Source organism: Pinisolibacter sp. DMC100 (assembly GCF_056313705.1).
Genome location: NZ_JBQUZT010000001.1, coordinates 1,676,505 through 1,697,758 on the forward strand (window position 1 = coordinate 1,676,505; position 21,254 = coordinate 1,697,758).

At 69.0% G+C, this 21,254-nt stretch carries 17 protein-coding genes; 5 read left to right on the forward strand and 12 right to left on the reverse strand.

What is annotated here, in order from left to right:
- Positions 1-138 precede the first annotated feature (138 nt).
- Entirely contained in the window at positions 139-813 is a 675-nt protein-coding gene (locus ACT541_RS07765; protein WP_476135622.1) for a response regulator transcription factor, read from the forward strand.
- Here the strand turns inward: ACT541_RS07765 and ACT541_RS07770 are convergent.
- Complete coding sequence (locus ACT541_RS07770; RefSeq protein ID WP_476135624.1) at positions 776-2,173, reverse strand: ATP-binding response regulator; 1,398 nt, start codon at positions 2,171-2,173, stop codon at positions 776-778. The two genes, ACT541_RS07765 and ACT541_RS07770, sit on opposite strands and share 38 nt — an antisense overlap.
- Positions 2,170-3,366, reverse strand: a complete 1,197-nt coding sequence (locus ACT541_RS07775; RefSeq protein ID WP_476135626.1) for an FIST N-terminal domain-containing protein — start codon at positions 3,364-3,366, stop codon at positions 2,170-2,172. The genes ACT541_RS07770 and ACT541_RS07775 overlap by 4 nt, the downstream gene beginning before the upstream one ends.
- Positions 3,367-3,736: 370 nt before the next feature.
- On the opposite strand from ACT541_RS07775, the gene ACT541_RS07780 reads away from it, so the two are divergent.
- Positions 3,737-4,081: a hypothetical protein gene (locus ACT541_RS07780; protein ID WP_476135627.1), complete on the forward strand. Its 345-nt coding sequence runs from the start codon at positions 3,737-3,739 to the stop codon at positions 4,079-4,081.
- A 68-nt stretch (positions 4,082-4,149) separates the two neighbouring features.
- The gene (locus tag ACT541_RS07785) at positions 4,150-5,130 is read left to right on the forward strand and encodes a PQQ-dependent catabolism-associated beta-propeller protein (RefSeq protein ID WP_476135629.1); all 981 of its coding nucleotides are present in this window, start codon (positions 4,150-4,152) and stop codon (positions 5,128-5,130) included.
- Positions 5,131-5,377: 247 nt separating this feature from the next.
- Here ACT541_RS07785 and uvrB read toward each other — a convergent pair whose 3' ends face one another.
- A complete protein-coding gene (uvrB, locus tag ACT541_RS07790; protein WP_476135631.1) occupies positions 5,378-8,107 on the reverse strand; it encodes an excinuclease ABC subunit UvrB in 2,730 nt (909 codons plus the stop codon).
- Between the two features lie 222 nt (positions 8,108-8,329).
- On the opposite strand from uvrB, the gene ACT541_RS07795 reads away from it, so the two are divergent.
- The gene (locus ACT541_RS07795) at positions 8,330-9,739 is read left to right on the forward strand and encodes a mannose-1-phosphate guanylyltransferase/mannose-6-phosphate isomerase (protein ID WP_476135633.1); all 1,410 of its coding nucleotides are present in this window, start codon (positions 8,330-8,332) and stop codon (positions 9,737-9,739) included.
- Between the two features lie 73 nt (positions 9,740-9,812).
- Positions 9,813-10,328, forward strand: coding sequence for a hypothetical protein (locus tag ACT541_RS07800; RefSeq protein ID WP_476135635.1), 516 nt, complete (start codon positions 9,813-9,815; stop codon positions 10,326-10,328).
- A gap of 6 nt (positions 10,329-10,334) precedes the next feature.
- On the opposite strand, the gene purU is transcribed toward ACT541_RS07800, so the two are convergent.
- The 9 genes from purU to ACT541_RS07845 form a co-directional block, all read right to left on the reverse strand.
- Positions 10,335-11,192, reverse strand: coding sequence for a formyltetrahydrofolate deformylase (gene purU, locus ACT541_RS07805; protein ID WP_476135637.1), 858 nt, complete (start codon positions 11,190-11,192; stop codon positions 10,335-10,337).
- 140 nt (positions 11,193-11,332) lie between these two features.
- Positions 11,333-13,003 (reverse strand): OFA family MFS transporter, encoded by a 1,671-nt coding sequence (locus tag ACT541_RS07810; protein ID WP_476135638.1) that lies wholly within the window; start codon positions 13,001-13,003, stop codon positions 11,333-11,335.
- 122 nt (positions 13,004-13,125) lie between these two features.
- Positions 13,126-13,359, reverse strand: a complete 234-nt coding sequence (locus tag ACT541_RS07815) for a formate dehydrogenase subunit delta (RefSeq protein WP_476135640.1) — start codon at positions 13,357-13,359, stop codon at positions 13,126-13,128.
- A gap of 4 nt (positions 13,360-13,363) precedes the next feature.
- Positions 13,364-16,204 carry a formate dehydrogenase subunit alpha gene (gene fdhF, locus ACT541_RS07820; protein ID WP_476135641.1) on the reverse strand — a complete coding sequence of 947 codons (2,841 nt, stop codon included), beginning with the start codon at positions 16,202-16,204 and terminating at the stop codon, positions 13,364-13,366.
- A 7-nt stretch (positions 16,205-16,211) separates the two neighbouring features.
- Positions 16,212-17,765 (reverse strand): formate dehydrogenase beta subunit, encoded by a 1,554-nt coding sequence (locus ACT541_RS07825; RefSeq protein ID WP_476135642.1) that lies wholly within the window; start codon positions 17,763-17,765, stop codon positions 16,212-16,214.
- Complete coding sequence (locus tag ACT541_RS07830) at positions 17,762-18,235, reverse strand: formate dehydrogenase subunit gamma (RefSeq protein WP_476135644.1); 474 nt, start codon at positions 18,233-18,235, stop codon at positions 17,762-17,764. The genes ACT541_RS07825 and ACT541_RS07830 overlap by 4 nt, the downstream gene beginning before the upstream one ends.
- A gap of 188 nt (positions 18,236-18,423) precedes the next feature.
- A complete protein-coding gene (locus ACT541_RS07835; protein ID WP_476135646.1) occupies positions 18,424-19,338 on the reverse strand; it encodes a LysR family transcriptional regulator in 915 nt (304 codons plus the stop codon).
- Entirely contained in the window at positions 19,335-20,045 is a 711-nt protein-coding gene (locus tag ACT541_RS07840) for an HAD family hydrolase (RefSeq protein ID WP_476135648.1), read from the reverse strand. The genes ACT541_RS07835 and ACT541_RS07840 overlap by 4 nt, the downstream gene beginning before the upstream one ends.
- A 301-nt stretch (positions 20,046-20,346) precedes the next feature.
- Entirely contained in the window at positions 20,347-21,222 is an 876-nt protein-coding gene (locus tag ACT541_RS07845; protein ID WP_476135650.1) for an NAD(P)-dependent oxidoreductase, read from the reverse strand.
- Between the last annotated feature and the right edge of the window lie 32 nt (positions 21,223-21,254).

Genomic DNA, 21,254 nt, shown 5'->3' on the forward strand with positions numbered 1-21,254 from the left:
TCGCAGGGCCACGGCGTCGGCACTCGGCCCCGACGAAGGGCGATTGGACGAGGGTCGGCGTTGCCGCGGGAGGCGAAGCGGTTCAGGATCGCGTGAACGAGCACCACGAGAGTGCCGGCGCGGGGAGAGACGAAGACCATGACGGCCTTTCTGATCGTCGACGATCATCCGTTGTTTCGCGAGGCGATCCAGATCGCGTTGCGCGCGGTCGCGCCGAATGCCGACATCCACGAGGCGACCGAACTCGCCGCTGCGATCGAGACGATCGCCGAACGGCGGCTCGGGTACGATCTCGCGCTGGTCGATCTGACGCTGCCCGACACCACCGGTTTCGACGGCATCGCGCTCTTGCGCCGGAAGTTCCCCTCGCTGCCGGTGTTGGTGGTCTCGGCCCACGACGACCCCGCCATCGTGCGCGACGCGCTCGCCCTCGGGGCGGCCGGTTTCGTCTCCAAGTCGGCGCCGAAGAACGAGATCGCCAAGGCGATCTCGACCGTGCTCGCCGGCGGCACCTGGCCGGCGGCCCCGTCGCGCGCCGCGCCCGCCCGGGCGCAGGGCGGCGACGACGTCGCGGCCCGCCTGTCGAGCCTGACGCCGCAACAGCTCCGCGTGCTGCAGATGCTCAGGCAGGGCAAGCTCAACAAACAGATCGCCCACGAGCTCGATGTCGGCGAGACGACGGTCAAGGCGCATGTCTCGGAGATCCTGCGCAAGCTCGGCGTCTTCTCGCGCACGCAGGCCGTGATCGAGGCCGCGCGCATCGACCCGGCCCAGCTCAGCGAACCGACGAGCGTTCCGACGCTGCGCCGTTGATGCCGCGCGCCAGCATGTGGGCGACGAGGGCGCGCAGCTCCGCCGGACGGACCGGCTTGCGCATCAGCTCGAGGCCGTTGGCCGCCAACCGCTCCTCGATCTCGCGCCCGTGGTCGGCGGTCACGACGATCGCCGGAATGCCGGGACCCCAGACGGCGGTCATCGCCTCCAGCGCATCGAGGCCGGTGCCCTCGTCGAGGTGATAGTCGACCAGCAGCAGATCGGGCCGGCGCCCGAGGGCCGCGACCTGCTCGATCGCCTCTTCCGCCGCTCCCGCTGCGATCGTCGCACAGCCCCAGCGTCCGACCAGTTCGACGGTCGCCTCGCGCACCGCCGGGTCGTTGTCGACGACGGCGATCAGCGAGCCGGCGAGATCGCCGGTCGGCCGTGCGCCGACGACGACCTGCGCCGCCGCCGCGACGTCGGCCTCCACCATCGCCAGCTCGACCGAGAAGCGACTGCCACGCCCGGGCTCGGACTCCACCGCGATGCGATGGCCGAGTACCTCGGCGAGGCGCCGGACGATCGACAGGCCCAGCCCGAGCGCGACCTCGCCGTCCGGCACCCGGCGCTGCTCGCGGTGGAACTCCTCGAAGATCGCCTCGTGGCGATCGTCGGGAATGCCCGGACCGGTGTCGATCACGTCGATCCGCAGCATCGCCTCGCGCCGTCGGACGCCGACGAGGACCCGGCCGCTCTCGGTGTAACGCAACGCGTTGCCGACGAGGTTGCGCAGGATGCGCTCGAGCATCAGGGGATCGGTCGCGACATGGGCGCTCGACGGCACGACGTCGAAACGCAGGCCGCGGCGTTCGGCGGTCGGGGCGAATTCCGTCGCCAGATCCTCCATCAGCGGTGCCAGCGCCACCGCGCCGATCCGCGGCACCATCACGCCGGCGTCGAGCCGCGAGATGTCGAGGATGGTCTTGAGCAGCCCCTCGATCGAGGCGAGCGCCCGCTCGACCTGCGCCGACAGGCGACGGCCGTCGCTCTCGGCCTGCATTTCCGCGAGCGCCGCCGAGGCGAGGCGGGCGGCGGCCAGCGGCTGCAGGAGGTCGTGGCCGGCCTGGGCGAGGAATCGCGTCTTGGAGAGATCGGCCCGCTCGGCACGGTCGCGCGCCTCCACCAGCTCCTCGTTCAACTGTTCGAGCCGACGCAGCGCGTGCGTCAGTTCGTCGGTACGCCGTCGGACGCGCCGTTCCAGCCCGATGGTGGTCTGGAACAGCGAGAAGGCGTCGGCCCTCCCGTCGAGACTGGTCTCGGCGCGCTCGATCAGCACCGCGTTGATCTTCTCGAGTTTGGCGATCCGGTCGCGCAGGCGTGCGGTCTCGGCGTCGCGAAGGTCCTCTCGCAGCGTCATGGCGTCTCCTGCCTGCGGCCGAAGGCGACGCCGGTGAAGGTGTGGTTGAGGTGGATGGCGTCGAACTGCTCGCCGTAGGTGTTGAAGCCGACCACCTTGAACCGACGGAAGACGTCGGAGATGCGATCGGCGACCTGCCGTCCCGCCGCCTCGATGCGGCGATGGACGCAGTCGAAGCCGAGCACGAAGTCGATGCCGCCGAGGTCACGGTCGATTTCGTCGAGGGCATGTTCGAGCGCTCCGACCATCTCGCGCGTCTCGGCGACGGTCAGCACGACACCGGTGCCGATGGCGCAATAGAACGACAGACTGCGGTCGTCGTTGCGGCGCTGGATCGAGCGGCAGTAGTACTCGCCGCCGATTCGGACGAGCAGGGGATGGGCGGCGAAGACGTCGCAGTCGGTGTCGCCGGGGTCGACCAGTGTCGCCGCCGTGAAGGCGTCCCAGGCGGGTTCGGCGTCGATCTCGGTGACGCGCCGCTGGTCGGCGTCGCAGCCGGTCACGACCAGCTTGCGCGCCGTCGGGGCGAAATGGTCGTGGGCGAAGGGTCGGAACGGCAGAGGCGTCCGGATCAGCAGCAGGAGCCCGCCGTCGCGCACCACCTCGCCGTCGGCGATGACGAAGGTCGAGCGGAACGACAGATCGTCGCCGTTCGATCCGCCGACCATCGGTAGGCCGGGCATCGCCTGTTGCAGGGCGGCGAGGATCACCTCCTCGCGGCGGCACAGGCCGTCGAGCAGCGTCAGGGCGAAGGTGTCGCCCTCGCCGCGGCCGAGGTCGGCCTCGAGCGTGCGGCAGAGGTCGGCGAGCCGTCCGCCGCCGTCCTCCAGCCCGAAGGTCGAGAGCCCGCGCAGCGGCGCGCAGGCGATGGCGAAGTCGGCCTTCGGGAAGGCGACCGCGACGAGGCCCGCATCGACCGGGCCGACCGGCGCGAATTCGCCGGCCGTCGAACAGCCGGCATGGCGCACGTCGGGGAAGGTCTCGGTCAGCGCCGCGGCGACGGCCTCGGCGGAATGGCGGGCGGCGACGAAGACGAGGAGGAAGGCGATCTCCGCCGGATCGCCGAGCTTCGCCGCGATCTCCGCGACGGCGTCGGCCGCGTTCGAGGCCTCGGACACGGCGACGCGTACGCTCTCGGAGCCGGCCGACCTCTTCGGCTCGCGCCCGCGCGCGTCCGGTTGTTCGATCGCCACGACTGCCCCTCCGCTGTCCGGTTCGTTCGTTTTTCGGTCTTTGCCGGATGCCGCATTATCCCGGCCCGCGATCGCTTCGGCAAGCGCGACCGACTCGCGACTGGCGCGCCGCCGGCCCGATTCTGCACCTAGGAACAATGGACGTCGCCGCGCGTCGCCTGCTTCACTCGCTTCGGGAACAGCCGAAAAGGCAGGGCGACGTCGATCGCCGATCCCGGGGAGGAAGCACATGCCCGCATCGAGGCCGGCGCGCGAGCGCGTGCCACGGATCTCCTGCGTCCCGAACGGAACACGCGGCCCCGCATCCGAGGCCGCGCGAAGGCTAGTCGCCGCCGACGCCCCCGTCCGCACCATCAGGGAGGGAAGACCCATGTACCGCACCATCGCCGCGACCGTCCTCGCGGTCCTCGCCGCCGTCGCCACCGCCGACGCCGCCGCCCGCACCCGCTTCTGGAACCTCACCGACAACACCGTCAACGGTCTGTGGCTGGCGCCGGCCGGCACCACCGAATGGGGCGCCAACCAGGCGCTCAACGACAACGACAAGACCGTCGATCACGACGAGCGGCTGAAGATCGTCGGCGTCAAGTCGGGCACCTACGACGCCAAGCTGACCGACGTGAAGGGCCGCTCCTGCATGGTCAAGGGCGTCAAGGTCACCGAAGGCGAGGTCTTCTCGATAGAGGAGAAGGAGCTGAAGGGCTGCCGCAAGTGATGTCGCGGGCGAGCCGCGCCGAGGCTGCGGCTCGCTCTCCGTCTCGACCGTCGATCGCGGGAAGAACCATGTCGCACCGTCGCACGCCGCTCCTCGCCGCCGCCCTCGCCCTGCCGCTCCTCGCGAGCGCGGCCGAGGCCCATCTCCTCTACGTCTCCAACGAGAAGGACAACACGATCTCGATCGTCGATACGGTCAAGGGCGAGGTGGTCGACACGCTGAAGGTCGGCAAGCGGCCGCGCGGCATCGTCTTCTCGACCGACTTCACCAGGCTCTACGTCTGCGCCTCCGACAGCGACACGGTGCAGGTCTTCGACGTGGCGAGCGGCAAGCTGCTGCACGATCTGCCGTCGGGCGCCGATCCCGAACTCTTCGCCCTGTCGCCGGACGGGCGGACGCTGGTGATCTCCAACGAGAACGACGCCATCGCCACCTTCGTCGACGTCGAGACCCGCGCCGTGGTGGGTCAGGTCCCGGTCGGCGAGGAACCCGAGGGCGTCGGCTTCTCGCACGACGGCAAGTCGGTGGTCGTCACCGCCGAGACCACCAACATGGCCCATTGGATCGACGTCGCGACCAAGACCGGCGTCGCCGACATCCCCGTCGACCCGCGTCCGCGCTTCGCGGTCTTCACCAAGGACGACAGCCGGCTCTGGGTCTCCTCCGAGATCGGCGGCACCGTCACCGTGATCGACAGCGCGACGAAGGCCCCGGTCGGCAAGGTCGAGTTCGCCATCCCCGGCGTGCCGCGCGACAAGATCCAGCCGGTCGGCATGCGCCTGACCGCCGACGGCCGCTGGGGCTTCGTCGCCCTCGGCCCGGCCAACCACGTCGCGGTGGTCGATCAGAAGACGCTGAAGGTGAAGAAGTACATCCTCGTCGGCAAACGCGTCTGGCAGCTCGACCTGACGCCCGAGGAGGACCGCCTGTGGGTGACCAACGGCGTCTCCGGCGACGTCACCGAGATCGACGTCGCCTCGCTGACCGCACTGCGCACGGTGCGCGTCGGCCGCTACCCCTGGGGCGCGGCGATCCGGCCGACGAAATAGGCCGAGTGGCACGACACCTTCGCAGTCCGGCGACCTCCGAGGGTCTCCAGCGGAGGCCCTTCATGCTGAGGTGCCCGGCGTAGCCGGGCCTCGAAGCGCGAAGGGCCGAGTGGCACGGCCCGTCGAGGCTTCGCCCTTCGAGGCCCGACCTGGCGGTCGAGCACCTCAGGGTGAAGCCGAACAGAGGGGCCTCAGGATGAAGCCGAACAGACGAGCGTTCGGATCTTCGTCCGTCTTGCGGGGCGCCTCACCGCTTCCGGAACCGCCCCTTGCCCTTCGACCCGGCCGTGCCGGCGGCGGTCGAGGGCGGCGGGCGCTTCGGCGCCGGGCCGCCCATGGGCACCTCCGTCCGCCCCACCGTCATCTCGTCGAGCGCGTTCTTGCGCACCTTCGTCGGCGGCAGATTGGCGGCGCGGCCGTATTTCTTCTCGCCCGCATAGCCGCCCGTGGCGTCGTCGACGGCGGCCTGGCGCGCCAGCGGATCGTCGGCCAGCACCAGTTCGGTCGCCTCCAGCCGCTTGATCTCGTCGCGCAGGCGTGCCGCCTCCTCGAACTCGAGGTTGGTCGCCGCCGCCTTCATGCGGGCGCGCAGGTCGTCGAGATGGGCCGCGAGGTTGTTGCCGACGAGATGGCCCGCCTCGGCGAAGCCCGCCTCCACCGTGACGTGGTCCTGCTCGTAGACCGACGAGAGCACGTCGGAGATGTTGCGCTTGATCGATTCCGGCGTGATGCCGTGTTCGAGATTGTAGGTCTCCTGCTTCTCGCGGCGGCGGTTGGTCTCGGCGATGGCGCGTTCCATCGAGCCGGTCATGTGATCGGCATAGAGGATGACCCGCCCGTCGACGTTGCGCGCGGCGCGGCCGATGGTCTGGATCAGCGAGGTCTCCGAGCGCAGGAAGCCCTCCTTGTCGGCATCGAGAATGGCGACCAGCGAGCATTCCGGGATGTCGAGACCCTCGCGCAGCAGGTTGATGCCGACGAGCACGTCGAAGGCCCCGAGCCTGAGGTCGCGGATGATCTCGATGCGCTCCAGCGTCTCGACGTCGGAATGCATGTAGCGGACGCGCACGCCGTTCTCGTGGAAGTATTCCGTGAGGTCTTCCGCCATGCGCTTGGTCAGCGTCGTCACCAGCACGCGATTGCCGCGGGCGGCGACCTCGCGCACCTCGCCGAGCAGGTCCTCGACCTGCTTGGTGGCGGGGCGGATGTCGATCTGCGGATCGATCAGGCCGGTCGGACGGATGACCTGTTCGACGAAGACGCCGCCGGCCTCCTCCATCTCCCACGCCGACGGCGTCGCCGAGACCGCCACGGTCTGCGGCCGCATGGCGTTCCATTCCTCGAAGCGCAGCGGCCGGTTGTCCATGCAGGAGGGCAGGCGGAAGCCGTATTCGGCCAGCGTCGCCTTGCGCCGGAAGTCGCCGCGATACATGCCGCCGATCTGCGGAATGGTGACGTGGCTCTCGTCGGCGAAGACCAGCGCCTCGTCGGGGAGGTATTCGAACAGCGTCGGCGGCGGCTCGCCCGGCCGCCGGCCGGTGAGATAGCGCGAGTAGTTCTCGATGCCGGCGCAGGAGCCGGTCGCCTCCAGCATCTCGAGATCGAAGGTGCAGCGCTGCTCCAGCCGCTGCATCTCGAGCAGCCGGCCGGCCTGCTCCAGCTCGACGAGGCGATGCTTCAGCTCGCTCTTGATCGACTGGATCGCCTGCTGCAGCGTCGGCTTCGGCGTGACGTAGTGCGAGTTGGCGTAGACCTTCACGAACTTCAGCGCCTGCGATTTCTGCCCCGTCAGCGGATCGAACTCGTCGATCGCCTCGATCTCGTCGCCGAAGAAGGAGATCCGCCACGCCCGATCTTCCAAGTGGGCGGGGAAGACCTCGACCGTGTCGCCGCGCACCCGGAAGGCGCCGCGCTGGAAGGACGCGTCGTTGCGGCGATAGTGCAGCGCCACGAGATCGGCCAGTAGCTGGCGCTGGTCCATGCGCTCGCCGACCTCGATCGAGAAGGTCATGGCGGTATAGGTCTCGACCGAGCCGATACCGTAGATGCAGGAGACCGAGGCGACGATGATGACGTCGTCGCGTTCGAGCAGCGAGCGGGTGGCGGCGTGGCGCATCCGGTCGATCTGCTCGTTGATCGACGATTCCTTCTCGATGTAGGTGTCCGTCCGCGGCACGTAGGCCTCGGGCTGGTAGTAGTCGTAGTAGGAGACGAAATACTCCACTGCGTTGTTCGGGAAGAACGACTTGAACTCGCCGTAGAGCTGCGCCGCCAGCGTCTTGTTCGGCGCCAGGATCAGCGCCGGGCGTTGGGTGCGGGCGATGACCTGCGCCATGGTGAAGGTCTTGCCCGAACCGGTGACGCCGAGCAGCACCTGACAGCGGTCGCCGCGCTCGACGCCCTCGACCAGTTCGGCGATCGCCTGCGGCTGGTCGCCCTTGGGCTCGTAAGGCGAGACCAGTTCGAAGCGGATGCCGCCCTCGGACTTGGGCGGGCGCTCGGGGCGATGCGGCGTCCACAGCTTGCCGTCCTTGAACAGCGGATTGCCCGAGGCGATCAGCGCCGACAGCGCCTCGACGGTGGCGGTCGCCCCGCCCTTCGGCGCGCTGGCGGCCTCCTCGAGACCGATCTCGAGGCCGGAGACGGCGTTGAGGCCGCTCGCCACGCGCTCCGTGGCGGTGGCGGTCCCGTCGTCCTTCTTCGGCCGGCCGCGCGGCTTGGGTTGGGCCGGGGAGGGGGCCGCGGCGGCACGCGCGATCTCCTCCGCCCAGTCGCCGATCGAGCCGGAGAGCGGCGTCGCGCCGACGTCGTAGCCCGCCTGCGGCGCCTCGGCGAAGCCGGTCGGTGCCGCCTCTTCGTCGCCCGCCCAGGGCGGATCGAGCGGCGCCGAGGCGTCGAGCCCTTCGGTCAGCGGACCGCGGCGATGCTTCGCCGGGGAGGAGGAACCGGAATCGGGGGAGCGGGGAGAGCGAGCCATGCGCCGAATATGGCGCGGGACGCGGCGCGGGGAAAGGGCGATGTTCGCCTTTCGTGCGCATTTGCGTTGCCCCCGCGACGGTGGCGACGGGCGTGAGGGCGTCGCCCCGGCCGCGACACGCCGTCGTCTCGTCGAATTTTCGATTTCTTGGTGTTTGTCGGCTAGTTTGTCGCGACCCCGAGGGACCCCGTCCCGCCGATCCCGTCTCTGGAGTGGAGCCTCATGGCGCTCATCGTTCCCGTCGTTCTGTGTGGTGGCTCCGGCTCGCGCCTCTGGCCGGCCTCGCGCGACAGTTACCCCAAGCAGTTCCTCGCCTTCACCGGAGACGACTCGCTGTTCCAGACGACGCTGAAGCGCGTCGCCGGCGCCGATTTCGACGCCCCCGTCGTCGTCACCGGCCAGGACTATCGCTTCCTCGTCGCCGAGCAGATGCGGGCGGCGGGTGTGACCGGCGACATCGTCCTCGAGCCCTTCCGCCGCGACAGCTGCGCCGCCATCGCCGCCGCCGCGCGCCTCGCGCTGGCGCGCGATCCGCAGGCCCTCGTGCTGGTGCTCGCCGCCGACCACGCGATGCCCGACGTCGCCGGCTTCCTCGCCCATGTCGCGACCGGCCGCGCCGCGGCGGAAGCGGGCCGCATCGTCACCTTCGGCATCCACCCGACCCGGCCCGCGACCGGCTACGGCTACATCCGTCCGGGTGAAGCGCTGGCGCAGCCCGGCGTCAACGCCATCGCCGCCTTCGTCGAGAAGCCGGACGAGGCGACCGCCGAGCGATACGTCGCCGAAGGGTGCCTGTGGAACTCCGGCAACTTCCTCTTCCGCGCGTCGGTCTTCCTCGACGAACTCGACGCGCTCGCGCCCGAAATCGGCCGCCCGGTCGCCGAGGCCGTCGACAAGGCGACCAAGGACCTCGACTTCCTCCGCCTCGAGCCCGAGGCCTTCGGCCGCGCGGTGGCGAAGTCGGTCGACTACGCGGTGATGGAGAAGACGGCCCATGCCGCCGTCGTTCCCTCCGACTTCGCCTGGTCCGACGTCGGCGCCTGGGACGCGATCTGGGACCTCGCCGAAAAGGACGCCAACGGCAACGGCTCCCGCGGCGAGGCGGCCTTCCTCGATGCCAAGAACTGCTACGTCCATTCGCCGGGACGGCTGACGACCGTGGTCGGCCTCGACGACATCGTCGTGGTGACGACCCGCGACGCGGTGCTGGTGGTCGACCGGGCGCAGGCCGAGAAGGTCAAGGGCCTCGTCGCCCGCCTGACCGCCTCGGGCCGCAAGGAGGCGCGCGAGCACGTCAAGATGTGGCGGCCCTGGGGCTCCTACGAGTCGATCGACGTCGGCGGTCGCCATCAGGTCAAGCGCATCACCGTCAATCCGGGGTCGAAACTGTCGCTGCAGAGCCACTTCCACCGCGCCGAGCACTGGGTGGTGGTCTCCGGCACGGCACGGATCACGGTCGACGACACGGTGACGGTCGCGGCCGAGAACGAGAGCGTCTACATCCCGCTCGGCGCGACGCATCGGCTGGAGAACCCCGGCCGCATCCCGCTCGACCTGATCGAGGTGCAGGTCGGCAGCTATCTCGGCGAGGACGACATCGTCCGCTACGAGGACGTCTACAACCGCGGCTGAGCCGGCGGACGGACCTGCGGCATGTGGGCCTCGCCCGCATGCCGTCCGTGGCGGCGAGGGGGCGCGGCGGGCGATGGAAGTCCTGATCGAGATCCTGTTCGAGATCGTCGGCGGCCTGCTCTGGGCCGTGCTCGAGGGCGTCGCCGTCACCATCTTCGAACTGGCCGTCGACACCGTGCAATGGCTCTGGCGCACCCTGCGCGGCAACCGCGCCGCCGCCGGGTCCGTGCCGGCCGAGACGCCCGAACCCGTCCCCGCACCCGCGATGCCCCCGTCCGCCGAGAGGGCGGTGGTGCGGCGCGGCGACGGCGACGACCGGGTCGTGCTCGGCCTCGCCTTCAACGCCGCCCTCGGCATCGCCGCGGGCTGGCTGTCGCTGTGGCTCATGCCCGAGCACGTCCTCGCCTCGCCGGCGATCCGGGTGGCGATGGTGCCGGTCTCGGCGATCTTCTGTGCGCTGGCGGTGCCGGAGGTCTCGGCCCTGCTCGGCCGCACGGCGAGCGCGTCGGCCTTCGCCGTCGCCCGCCCGCGCAACGCCTTCGCGCTGGCCTTCGCCTTCGCCCTGACACGCCTCCTCGGCGGTCGGTGAGGCGGCTCAGTCCTTGAACACCACCGTGCGGTGACCGTTCAGGATCACCCGATCCTCGAGCAGATGCGACAGCGCCCGGCCGAGCACGCGGCGTTCGATGTCGCGGCCCTTGGTCACCAGCATGTCCGGCGTGTCGCGGTGGCTGATGTGCTCGACGTCCTGCTCGATGATCGGACCCTCGTCGAGGTCCGGCGTCACGAAATGGGCGGTGGCGCCGATGATCTTCACGCCGCGCTCGTGGGCCTGATGATAGGGCTTGGCGCCCTTGAAGCCCGGCAGGAACGAGTGGTGGATGTTGATGCAGCGACCCTGCAGCGCCGCGGCGAAGTCGTGGCTGAGGATCTGCATGTAGCGGGCGAGCACGACGATCTCGGTGCCGGTCTGCTCGATCAGCCGCAGGATCTTGCCCTCCTGCTCGGCCTTGTTGGTCTTGTCGGCCGGCATGTAGTGGAACGTCGTGTCGGTGAACTCGACGTGGGCATAGGTCTCGCGCGGATGGTTGGCGACGACCGCGGTCACCTCCATCGGCAGCTCGCCGATGCGCTTGCGATAGAGCAGGTCGACCAGACAGTGATCGAACTTGGAGACGAGGATCATCACCTTGCGCGGGATGGTCCGGTCGCGGATGCGCAGATCCATCTCGAAGCGCGCGACGATCTCGGCGAAGCTCTCGACCAGCTTTTCGACCGACAGGCCGCCGACCTCGAACATCACCCGCATGAAGAAGCGATCCGACAGGTGATCGTCGAACTGCTGCGCCTCGGTGATGTTGGCGCCCATCTCGAACAGGTGCATCGACACCGCGGCGACGATGCCGGAACGGTCGCGGCAGGAGAGGGCGAGAACGTAGGAACGGACGGGCATGGGATGCTTCGAACCTCGGCAGGAAGCGCTCTGGGCGCGCGTTGCGATTAGCCCGTCACGCGCCGGCTGTCGAGGATGGAATGCGAAAACGGGCTCGAAACCGCGTTCCGAGCCCGTTTCCTCATGCCTTCGTGATCACCTCAGCGGAACAGCACCAGCGCCTTGGTCAGCGTGATCCAGATGCCCCAGCCGAGCGGGATCCAGACGATCGCCCAGGCGAGCGTCACCTTCCAGGAGTGGACGACTTCACCGCCCAGCGCCGCGACGTCGGAGACGAAGTGCTGGTGGGTGTCGTCGGCCGCCCGCTTCTCGGCCGCCGCCTCGTCCTCGGGCATGTGATGCTTCTCGGCCACCGGCGTCACCAGCCAGTTGCACAGCGCGCCCAGCGCCAGCAGGCCGGCGAGGATGTACATGGTGATCGAATAGGCGTCCTGCCGCGCCACGCCGTGGTCGAGCTGGTACTCGCGGATGTAGTTGACCAGCACCGGACCGAGCACGCCGGCCGTCGACCACGCCGTCAGCAGCCGCCCGTGGATGGCGCCGACCATCTTGGTGCCGAACATGTCGGCGAGATAGGCCGGAACCGTGGCGAAGCCGCCGCCGTACATCGACAGGATCACGCAGAAGATGCCGACGAAGACGGCGAGCGCGCCGGACTTCGCCGCGGTCGGAACGGCGGCATAGAGCGCGAGGCCGAGCAGGAAGAAGATCGTGTAGGTCAGCTTCCGCCCGAGCTTGTCGGAGAGCGAGGCCCAGAAGAAGCGGCCGCCGATGTTGAACAGCGACAGGAGGCCGGTGAAGCCCGCCGCCACCGCGGCGATCTGGCCCTTCTGCGCCGCATCGAGCTGGGCGAAGGTGGCGTCGATGCCGATCAGCTTGCCGCCGAAGACTTCCTGAAGGAGCGGCGAGGCCATGCCGAGAATGCCGATGCCGGCGGTCACGTTGAGGCAGAGCACGCCCCACACCAACCAGAACTGCTTGGTCTTCCAGGCGACGTCGAGGTGGACGTTCTTGGAGGTGATCAGCGAGTTCTGCGAGGCCGGCGGCGGCGTCCAGCCGGCCGGCTTCCAGTTGTCGGCGGGGACGCGGTAGCCGAGTGCACCGCTCATCATGAAGACGAAGTAGATCACGGCGAGCGCCACGAAGGTCTCCCACACGCCGACCGAGGTCGGGGTGGCGAACTTCTTCATCAAGAGGTCGGCGAGCGGGGCGCCGATCATCGCGCCGCCGCCGAAGCCCATGATCGCCATGCCGGTCGCCATGCCGCGCCGGTCGGGGAACCACTTGATCAGCGTCGACACTGGCGAGATGTAGCCGAGACCGAGGCCGATGCCGCCGATCACGCCGGAGCCGAGCCACAGCAGCCAGATCTGGTGGACATAGACGCCGAAGGCCGAGATCAGCAGGCCGCCGCACCAGCACAGCGCCGAGACGACGCCCGCCTTGCGCGGACCCGCCCGCTCGAGCCAGCCGCCCCAGATCGCCGCCGACGAGCCGAGGAAGACGAAGAACAGCGTGTACATCCAGCCGAGGTCGGAGATCTTCCAGTCACAGCCGGTGGCGAAGACGGTCGCGAGCCAGGTCATGTCCTTGGCGCAGGCGACCGGCGCCGAGATGCCGACGGCGCGGCTGAGCGGCAGCCAGAACACCGAGAAGCCGTAGGCCATGCCGATGCACAGATGGATGGCCAGCGCCGCCGGGGGCACCAGCCAGCGGTTGAAGCCCGGCTTGGCGATCGTGTGCGAGCGGTCGAGAAAGCCGAGCGCTCCCGTCGGGGCAGTCGCCTGCCCCGTTGCATCGATGGTGGTCATGTCATTCCCCCCTGGCCGTTGTCTCCGGCTCTGGTTGGCGGGCAGACCCGCCGTTTCGTTCCCGGGTCCTCCCGGTCTTCCCGCGGCCCGCGAGACCCCCCGCCGACCGAATTCGTTTCCCCTCACCCCGCCTTGCGGGCGCGGTCCGCCGCGGCGATCGTCTCGGCGGCGGCGCGCGCCACCTCCGAGAGACCGTCGCCGCCGGCCTCGAGATGCGCCGCGAGACCCGCCCGCATGCGCGGATCCCAGTTCTTGACGATGTGATCGGCCGTCGCGGCGACCGCGCCGTCGCCCTGCACGGCGAAGAAGCCGGCGATCTGGTTGGCCATGGTCACGAGCCTGTTTTCGTCGCTCATCGTCTCACTCCGCCGCCCGGATGCGACGCGATTCCGCCGCCTGCCGCTCGTAGTCGACCTGCCATTCGCTCGGCCCGTTGGAGGGCGAGACCTGCACGGCGGTGACCTTGTATTCCGGGCAGTTGGTGGCCCAGTCCGAGTTCTCGGTGGTGACCACGTTGGCCTGGGTCGCCGGGTGGTGGAACGTCGTGTAGACGACGCCCGGCGCCACGCGGTCGGTGATGACGGCTCTGAGCGAGATCTCGCCCGCCCGACTCTTCACCCGGACGAAGTCGCCGTCGCGCACGCCGCGATCCTCCGCGTCCTGCGGATGGATCTCGAGCACGTCCTCGGAATGGAAGACGACGTTCTCGGTCCGCCGCGTCTGGGCGCCGACGTTGTACTGCGACAGGATCCGGCCGGTCGTGAGCAGGAGCGGATAGCGCGGGCCGACCTTCTCGGTGGTCGCGACATACTCCGTCAGCATGAACTTGCCCTTGCCACGGACGAAGCCGTCGACGTGCATGATCGGCGAGCCGTCCGGATGGGCGGCGTTGACCGGCCACTGCAGGCTCTCGCGATCGAGCCGCTCGTAGTTCACGCCGGCGAAGGTCGGCGTCGACCGGGCGATCTCGTCCATGATCTCGCTCGGATGGGCATAGGCCCAATCGAGGCCGAGGGCGCGGGCGAGGGCTTGCGTGATCTGCCAGTCGGCCATGTTGCCGTTCTTCGGCGTCATCACCTTGCGCACCCGCTGGATGCGGCGTTCGGCATTGGTGAAGGTGCCGTCCTTCTCGAGGAAGGTCGAACCCGGCAGGAAGACGTGGGCGTAGTTGGCGGTCTCGTTGAGGAAGAGATCCTGCACGACGACGCATTCCATCGCCGACAGCGCCGCCGCCACATGGGTGGTGTTCGGGTCGGACTGGAGGATGTCCTCGCCCTGGATGTACATGCCGAGGAACGAGCCCTCGAGCGCGGCGTCGAACATGTTGGGGATGCGCAGGCCCGGCTCGTCGTCGAGCGGCACGCCCCACAGTTCCTCGAACAGCGAGCGCACGGCGGGGTCCGAGACGTGGCGATAGCCCGAGAACTCGTGCGGGAACGAACCCATGTCGCAGGAGCCCTGGACGTTGTTCTGCCCGCGCAACGGGTTCACGCCGACGCCTTCGCGGCCGATGTTGCCGGTCGCCATGGCGAGATTGGCGATCGCCATCACCGAGGTCGAACCCTGCGAATGCTCGGTGACGCCGAGGCCGTAGTAGATCGCACCGTTGCCGCCGGTCGCATAGAGCCGTGCGGCGCCGCGGATCTCGTCCGCCGAAACGCCCGAGATCTTCTCGACCTCCTCCGGCGCATGGCGCGGATCGGCGACGAATTCGGCCCAGGCCGAGAAGTCGTCCCAGTCGCAGCGTTCCTTGACGAAGGCCTCGTCGACGAGCCCTTCGGTGACGATGACATGGGCGAGCGCCGTCAGGATCGCGACATTGGTGCCGGGCTTCAGAGCGAGGTGGTGCGAGGCCTGGATGCGCGGGCTCTTCACCAGATCGATGCGACGCGGATCGATGACGATCAGCTTGGCGCCCTGGCGCAGCCGCTTCTTCAGCCGCGAGCCGAAGACCGGATGGCCGTCGGTCGGGTTGGCGCCGATGACGATGACGACGTCGGTCTTCTCCACCGAGTCGAAGTTCTGTGTGCCGGCCGAGGTGCCGAACGCCACCTTCAGCCCGTAGCCGGTCGGCGAATGGCAGACGCGGGCGCAGGTGTCGACGTTGTTGTTGCCGAAGCCGGCGCGGATCAGCTTCTGGACGAGGAAGGTCTCCTCGTTGGTGCAGCGCGACGAGGTGATGCCGCCGATGGCGCGCTTGCCGGCCTTCGCCTGGATGCGGCGGAACTCGGATGCCGCCCGGCCGATCGCCTCGTCCCAGGTCACCTCACGCCACGGATCGGTGATTGTCTCGCGGATCATCGGCTTCAGGATGCGCTCGCGATGGGTGGCATAGCCCCAGGCGAAGCGGCCCTTGACGCAGGAATGGCCGCGATTGGCCTCGCCGTCCTTCCACGGCACCATGCGCACGACTTCCTCGCCGCGCATCTCCGCCTTGAAGGTGCACCCCACCCCGCAATAGGCGCAGGTGGTGACGACCGAATGTTCCGGCTGACCGATCGCGATCAGGCTCTTCTCCGACAGCGTCGCCGTCGGGCAGGCCTGGACGCAGGCGCCGCAGGAGACGCATTCACTGTCGAGGAAGGCCTCGCCCATGCCCGGCGACACCCGGCTCTCGAAGCCGCGGCCGGCGATGGTCAGCGCGAAGGTGCCCTGGACCTCCGAGCACGCCCGGACGCAGCGCGAGCAGACGATGCACTTCGAACTGTCGAAGGTGAAATAGGGGTTCGATTCGTCTTTCCCGAGGTCGAGATGGGTCTCGATCTCCGGGATCTTGGCATAGCGCACGTCGCGCAGGCCCACCTTGCCGGCCTGGGTCTGCAGCTCGCAGTCGCCGTTGGCCGCACAGGTGAGACAATCGAGCGGGTGGTCGGAGATGTAGAGTTCCATCACGCCGCGACGCAGCTTCTTCAGCCGTTCGGTCTGGGTGTGGACGACGAGACCGTCCGCGACCGGCGTGGTGCAGGACGACGGCGTGCCGTTGCGCCCGTCGATCTCGACGATGCACAGACGGCAGGAGCCGTAGGCGTCGACCATGTCGGTGGCGCAGAGCTTGGGGATCTCGGTGCCGATCTCCATCGCCGCGCGCATGATCGAGGTGCCTTCCGGCACCGTGACGGCGCGGCCGTCGATGGTGAGCGTGACGGTCTTGGTGGCCTTGGAGGCCGGGGTGCCGTAGTCGATCTCGTGGACGAGCGTCATGGGATCCTCACTCGGCGGCGACGCGGAGACCCGCGCGACGGAAGTCTTCCGGGAAATGGGTCAGGCTCGACGTCACCGGATAGGGGATGAAGCCGCCGAGCGCGCAGAGCGAGCCGAACTTCATCGTCTCGCAGAGATCTTCGACCAGTTCGAAGTCGCCCGGCGTACCGCCCTTCGCGATGATCTTCTCGATCACCTCGCGGCCGCGCACCGCGCCGATGCGGCAGGGCGTGCACTTGCCGCAGCTCTCGATCGCGCCGAACTCGAAGGCGAAACGCGCCTGCTCCGCCATGTCGACGGTGTCGTCGAAGACGACGATGCCGCCGTGGCCGACGATCGCGCCTACGCCCGAGAAGGCCTCGTAGTCGTAGATCGTCTCGAACAGCGAGACCGGCAGATAGGCCCCGAGCGGCCCGCCGCACTGGACGGCGCGGACGGGACGTCCGCTCGCCGTGCCGCCGCCGATCTCCTCGACGATCGCGCCGAGCGTCAGGCCGAAGGCGGTCTCGTAGAGGCCGCCGTTCTTCACGTTGCCGGCGATCTGGATCGGCATGGTGCCGCGCGAGCGGCCGACGCCGTAGTCGGCATAGGCCTGCGCCCCGTCGGCGAGGATGGTCGGGATGGTGGCGAGCGACAGGAGATTGTTGATCACCGTCGGCTTGCCGAAGAGACCGGCGATCGCCGGCAGCGGCGGCTTTGCCCGCACGATGCCGCGCTTGCCCTCGATGCTCTCCATCAGCGCCGTCTCTTCGCCGCAGACATAGGCCCCGGCGCCGACACGCAGTTCCAGCTCGAAGGTCTGGCCCGAGCTCAGCACGTTCTCGCCGAGGTAACCGGCGGCACGCGCCACCTCGATGGCGGCGGCGAAGGTCGCGTTGGCGTGGGGGTATTCGGAGCGCGAATAGACGAAGCCCTTGGTGGCGCCCACCGCGAGGCCGGCGATCGCCATGCCCTCGACGAGGGAGAAGGGGTCGCCTTCCATGATCATGCGGTCGGCGAAGGTGCCGCTGTCGCCCTCGTCGGCGTTGCAGATGACGTATTTGCGTGTCGCGCGCGCCATGGCGACGGTCTTCCACTTGACGCCGGTCGGGAAGCCCGCGCCGCCGCGGCCGCGCAGGCCCGACATCGAGACCTCCTCGAGCGTGCCGATCGAGCCGAGCTTGACCGCCCGCTCCAGCCCCTTCCAGCCGCCGTGGACGGCATAGTCTTCGAGGCTCAGCGGATCGACGATGCCGCAGCGGGCGAAGGTCAGCCGGGTCTGGCCGGCGAACCAGGGGTGATCCTCGGTCTTGCCGATGCAGGTCGGATGCTCGGCCCCGTGGATGAAGCCGGCGTCGAACAGCGAGGCGACGTCGTCGGGGGTAATCTCGCGATAGCCGACCCGGCCGAAGGGCGTCTCGACCTCGACCAGCGGCTCCATGAAGAAGGCGCCGCGCGAGCCGTTGCGGACGATCTCGACCTCCAGACCGCGGGCGGCGGCCTCCGCCAGGATCGCCTCGGCCACGGCATCGGCGCCCAGCGCCAGCGCGGTCACGTCGCGGGGAACGAAGATCCGGCTCATCGGGCGACCTCCTCGACCAGACGCTCGGCACCGACCTTGTCGAGCCGGGCGAAGGGCTTGCCGTCGACCATCGCCGACGGACCGTGGGTGCAGAGGCCGAGGCAATAGACCGGCTCGAGCGTCACCCGCCCGTCGGCGGTGGTCTCGTACCAGTCGATGCCGAGGAGTTTGGCGATACGGTCGCCGATCTCGCGGCCGCCGCGCGACTGGCAGGCCTCGGCGCGGCAGACCTTGATCACGTGGCGCCCGGTCGGCTCCTCGCGGAAGTCGTGGTAGAAGGTGACGATGCCGTGCATCTCGGCGCGCGACACGTTGAGCGCCTCGGCGATCAGCGGCACCGCCTGTTTCGGCACGCAGCCGAAGACGTCCTGCATGGCGTGCAGGATCGGCAGCGCCGGCCCCTCGAGATGGAGATGGGCCGCGATGATCTCGCTCGCGCGGGTGGCCTCGAAGGGTTGGGGCGCCGTCATGGGTCTCCGTTCCGGATGCCTGTCGCGGGAAATTCAAATCGGTTCGATGGTGCGGCATTCCGCCTCGGCGACGATCTGGTTTCAATATCGTTTTTCCGTGGAACGATTGGAAAACCAAATCGACGATGCGCGTTCGGGCGCCGAGACCCGATCGAGCACAACGGAAGTACCGGAATTTCAGGGCTTTCTCAGCCGGCGTCGCCGATCGACGGCGCCAGCCGGCGTGCTTCCACTGCAAGTGCTTCGACCAATGGCGGGCGCAGTTCACGTGCCGTGGTGACGAGGCCGATGGTGTGGTCGGCCTCCGGCTCGACGATCGGCAGGATGGCGATCGACGGATCGGAGAGCCCCAGCGCCTCGGCGAGGATTCGCGGCATCACCGACGACCAGCGCCCGGTCCGCACGTGGGCGGCGAGCACCATGATCGAATTGGATTCGAGCTTGGCCTGCGCCGTCTGCCCGACCTCGGCCAAGAGATGGTCGATGATGCGCCGGTTCTGCATGTCGGGGGTCAGCAGGCACAGCGGAATGCGCCCGACCTCGCGCCAGGTGATGGTGTCGCGGCCCTTGAGGGCACTGCGGAGCGGCCCGTCGGCGCCGGTGACGAGGTGATAGCGCTCGCGATAGAGCGGCACGGTGGCGACGCGCCCGAGCGGCTCGTTGTCGAGATAGGTGAGGCAGGCGTCGATCTCGAGGTTTTCCAGCAGTCGCAGCGCCTCGGACGAATTGCGCGAGAAGATCGACATCTTCACGTCCGGCCAGCGCTCGGTGAAGGCGGTGGTCAGCCGCGACACCATCGGCAGCGCCGTCGGGATGACCGCGAGCTTGAGGTGGCCGGTGAGGCCGCGCCGCATCGAGACGAGGTCCTCCTTCAAGGACCGCGTGTCGCCGACGATGCGCCGCGCCCATTCCAGCGCCCGCTCGCCCTCCGCCGTGAAGCCCTTGAAGCGCGAGCCGCGTTCGACCAGCGGCGCGCCGAGAATGTCCTCGAGCTGACGGATGGCAGAGGAGAGCGTGGGCTGCGACACGCCACAGGCCTCCGCCGCCCGGCCGAAATGCCGTTCACGGGCGAGCGCGATCAGGAACTCGAGCTTGTCGATCATCGCCGCCGCCCGAAGATCTCGTCGATCACGGCCGGCACTTCGCCGATCGTCTCCAGCCTTCGATGGCGCGGCGCGTCGGCGGGCACCTCGGCGACCTCGTGGCTCCAGGTGACGTGATAGGGGATGTGCAGGCCCCAGTAGCCCGCCGTCAGCGCCGGCAGGATGTCGGAGACGGCGGAATTGCCGATCATCACCGCCTCGCCTTCGCCGGCGCCCGCCCGCGAGAAGATGCGCTGGTAGGTGGCGGCGGTCTTCTCCGAGACGATCTCGATCGACGAGAAACGCTCGGCGAGGCCGGATCGGGCGATCTTCTGTTCCTGATCGAGCAGGTCGCCCTTGGTGATCAGCACCAGCCGGTGGCCGGCCTCGACCAGCGTGTCGAGCGTCTCGACCACGCCCGGCAGCGGCTCCACGGGGTGTTCCAGCATGTCGCGACCGATCGCCAGCAGCTCGGCGATCACGGAAGGCGGCAGCGCGTCGTCGGAGACGGCGAGCGCCGTCTCGATCATCGACAGGGTGAAGCCCTTGATGCCGTAGCCGTAGAGCCTGAGGTTGCGCCGCTCGGTCGCCTCCAGCCGTGCGGTCAGCCCGTCGGAATCGGCGTGATTGCCGAGGAGTTCGACGAAGCGATCGTGGCTGAGCCGGAAGATCGTCTCGTTGTGCCAGAGCGTGTCGTCGGCGTCGAAGCCGATGATGCCGATCGTCATGTGTCCCGTCCCGTCTTGGGGACAGACAGCCTAGGGGCGAGGGCAGGGGAAACGCAAGGCGCGGCGTGCGGGGGCGAGACGGGGCCGGAAACGCGAAACGGGTGAACGCGAGGAGGCGTTCACCCGTCGACCGTCGTGCGCTGTTGTTCTTTTCTTTTGGCCGCGGCCCGTATTCCGTGTGCGAATACTGGTCTACACTTCCGACCTTTCGTATGCAATCGCCGAGACGCTGGGTCGCACCCGTCATTGCAGACGCGGTGAAAGTCGAACTACGCCGTCTTCGAGAATTCGTCGAAAATCGTCACGACTTCCGCTCGAGCCGGGCGATCAGCGAAGACGTGTCCCAGCGGCCGCCGCCCATGTCCTGGACCTCGCCGTAGAACTGGTCGACCAGGGCCGAGACCGGCAGGCGGGCGCCGTTGCGCCGCGCCTCGTCGAGGACGATGCCGAGGTCCTTGCGCATCCAGTCGACCGCGAAGCCGAAGGAGAACTGGCCCTGATCCATCGTCTTCCAGCGGTTCTCCATCTGCCAGGACTGCGCCGCGCCCTTGGAGATGGTGGTGATCACCTTCTCGACGTCGAGCCCCGCCCTGTGGGCGAAGTGGATCGCCTCGGCGAGACCCTGGACGAGGCCGGCGATGCAGATCTGGTTGCACATCTTGGCGAGCTGACCGGCGCCGGCCGGACCCATGTGGGTGCAGGCGCGGGCGAAGGCGGCGATCACCGGTTCGGCCTTCGCGAAGGCCGCGGCATCGCCGCCGACCATCACGGTGAGCACGCCGTTCTCCGCACCCGCCTGACCACCGGAGACCGGCGCGTCGAGGAAGACGAGGCCCCGCGCTTCGGCTTCCGCCGCCAGCTCGCGCGCCACGTCGGCCGAGGCCGTGGTGTGGTCGACGAAGATCGCGTCCTTGCTCATGGTGGCGAAGGCGCCGTCGGGGCCGATCGTCACCTGACGCAGATCGTCGTCGTTGCCGACGCAGGCGAAGACGATCTCGGCGCCCTTCGCCGCTTCCGCCGGGGTGGCGGCGAAGGCGCCGCCGTTCGCCGCGACCCAGGCCTCGGCCTTGGCGGCGGTGCGGTTGTAGACGGTCACGTCGTGGCCGCCCTTGACCTTCAGATGGCGCGCCATCGGGCCGCCCATCACGCCCAGACCCAGAAATGCGACCTTGGCCATCGTCTTCTCCGTCGATTTGGAAGGACGCGATC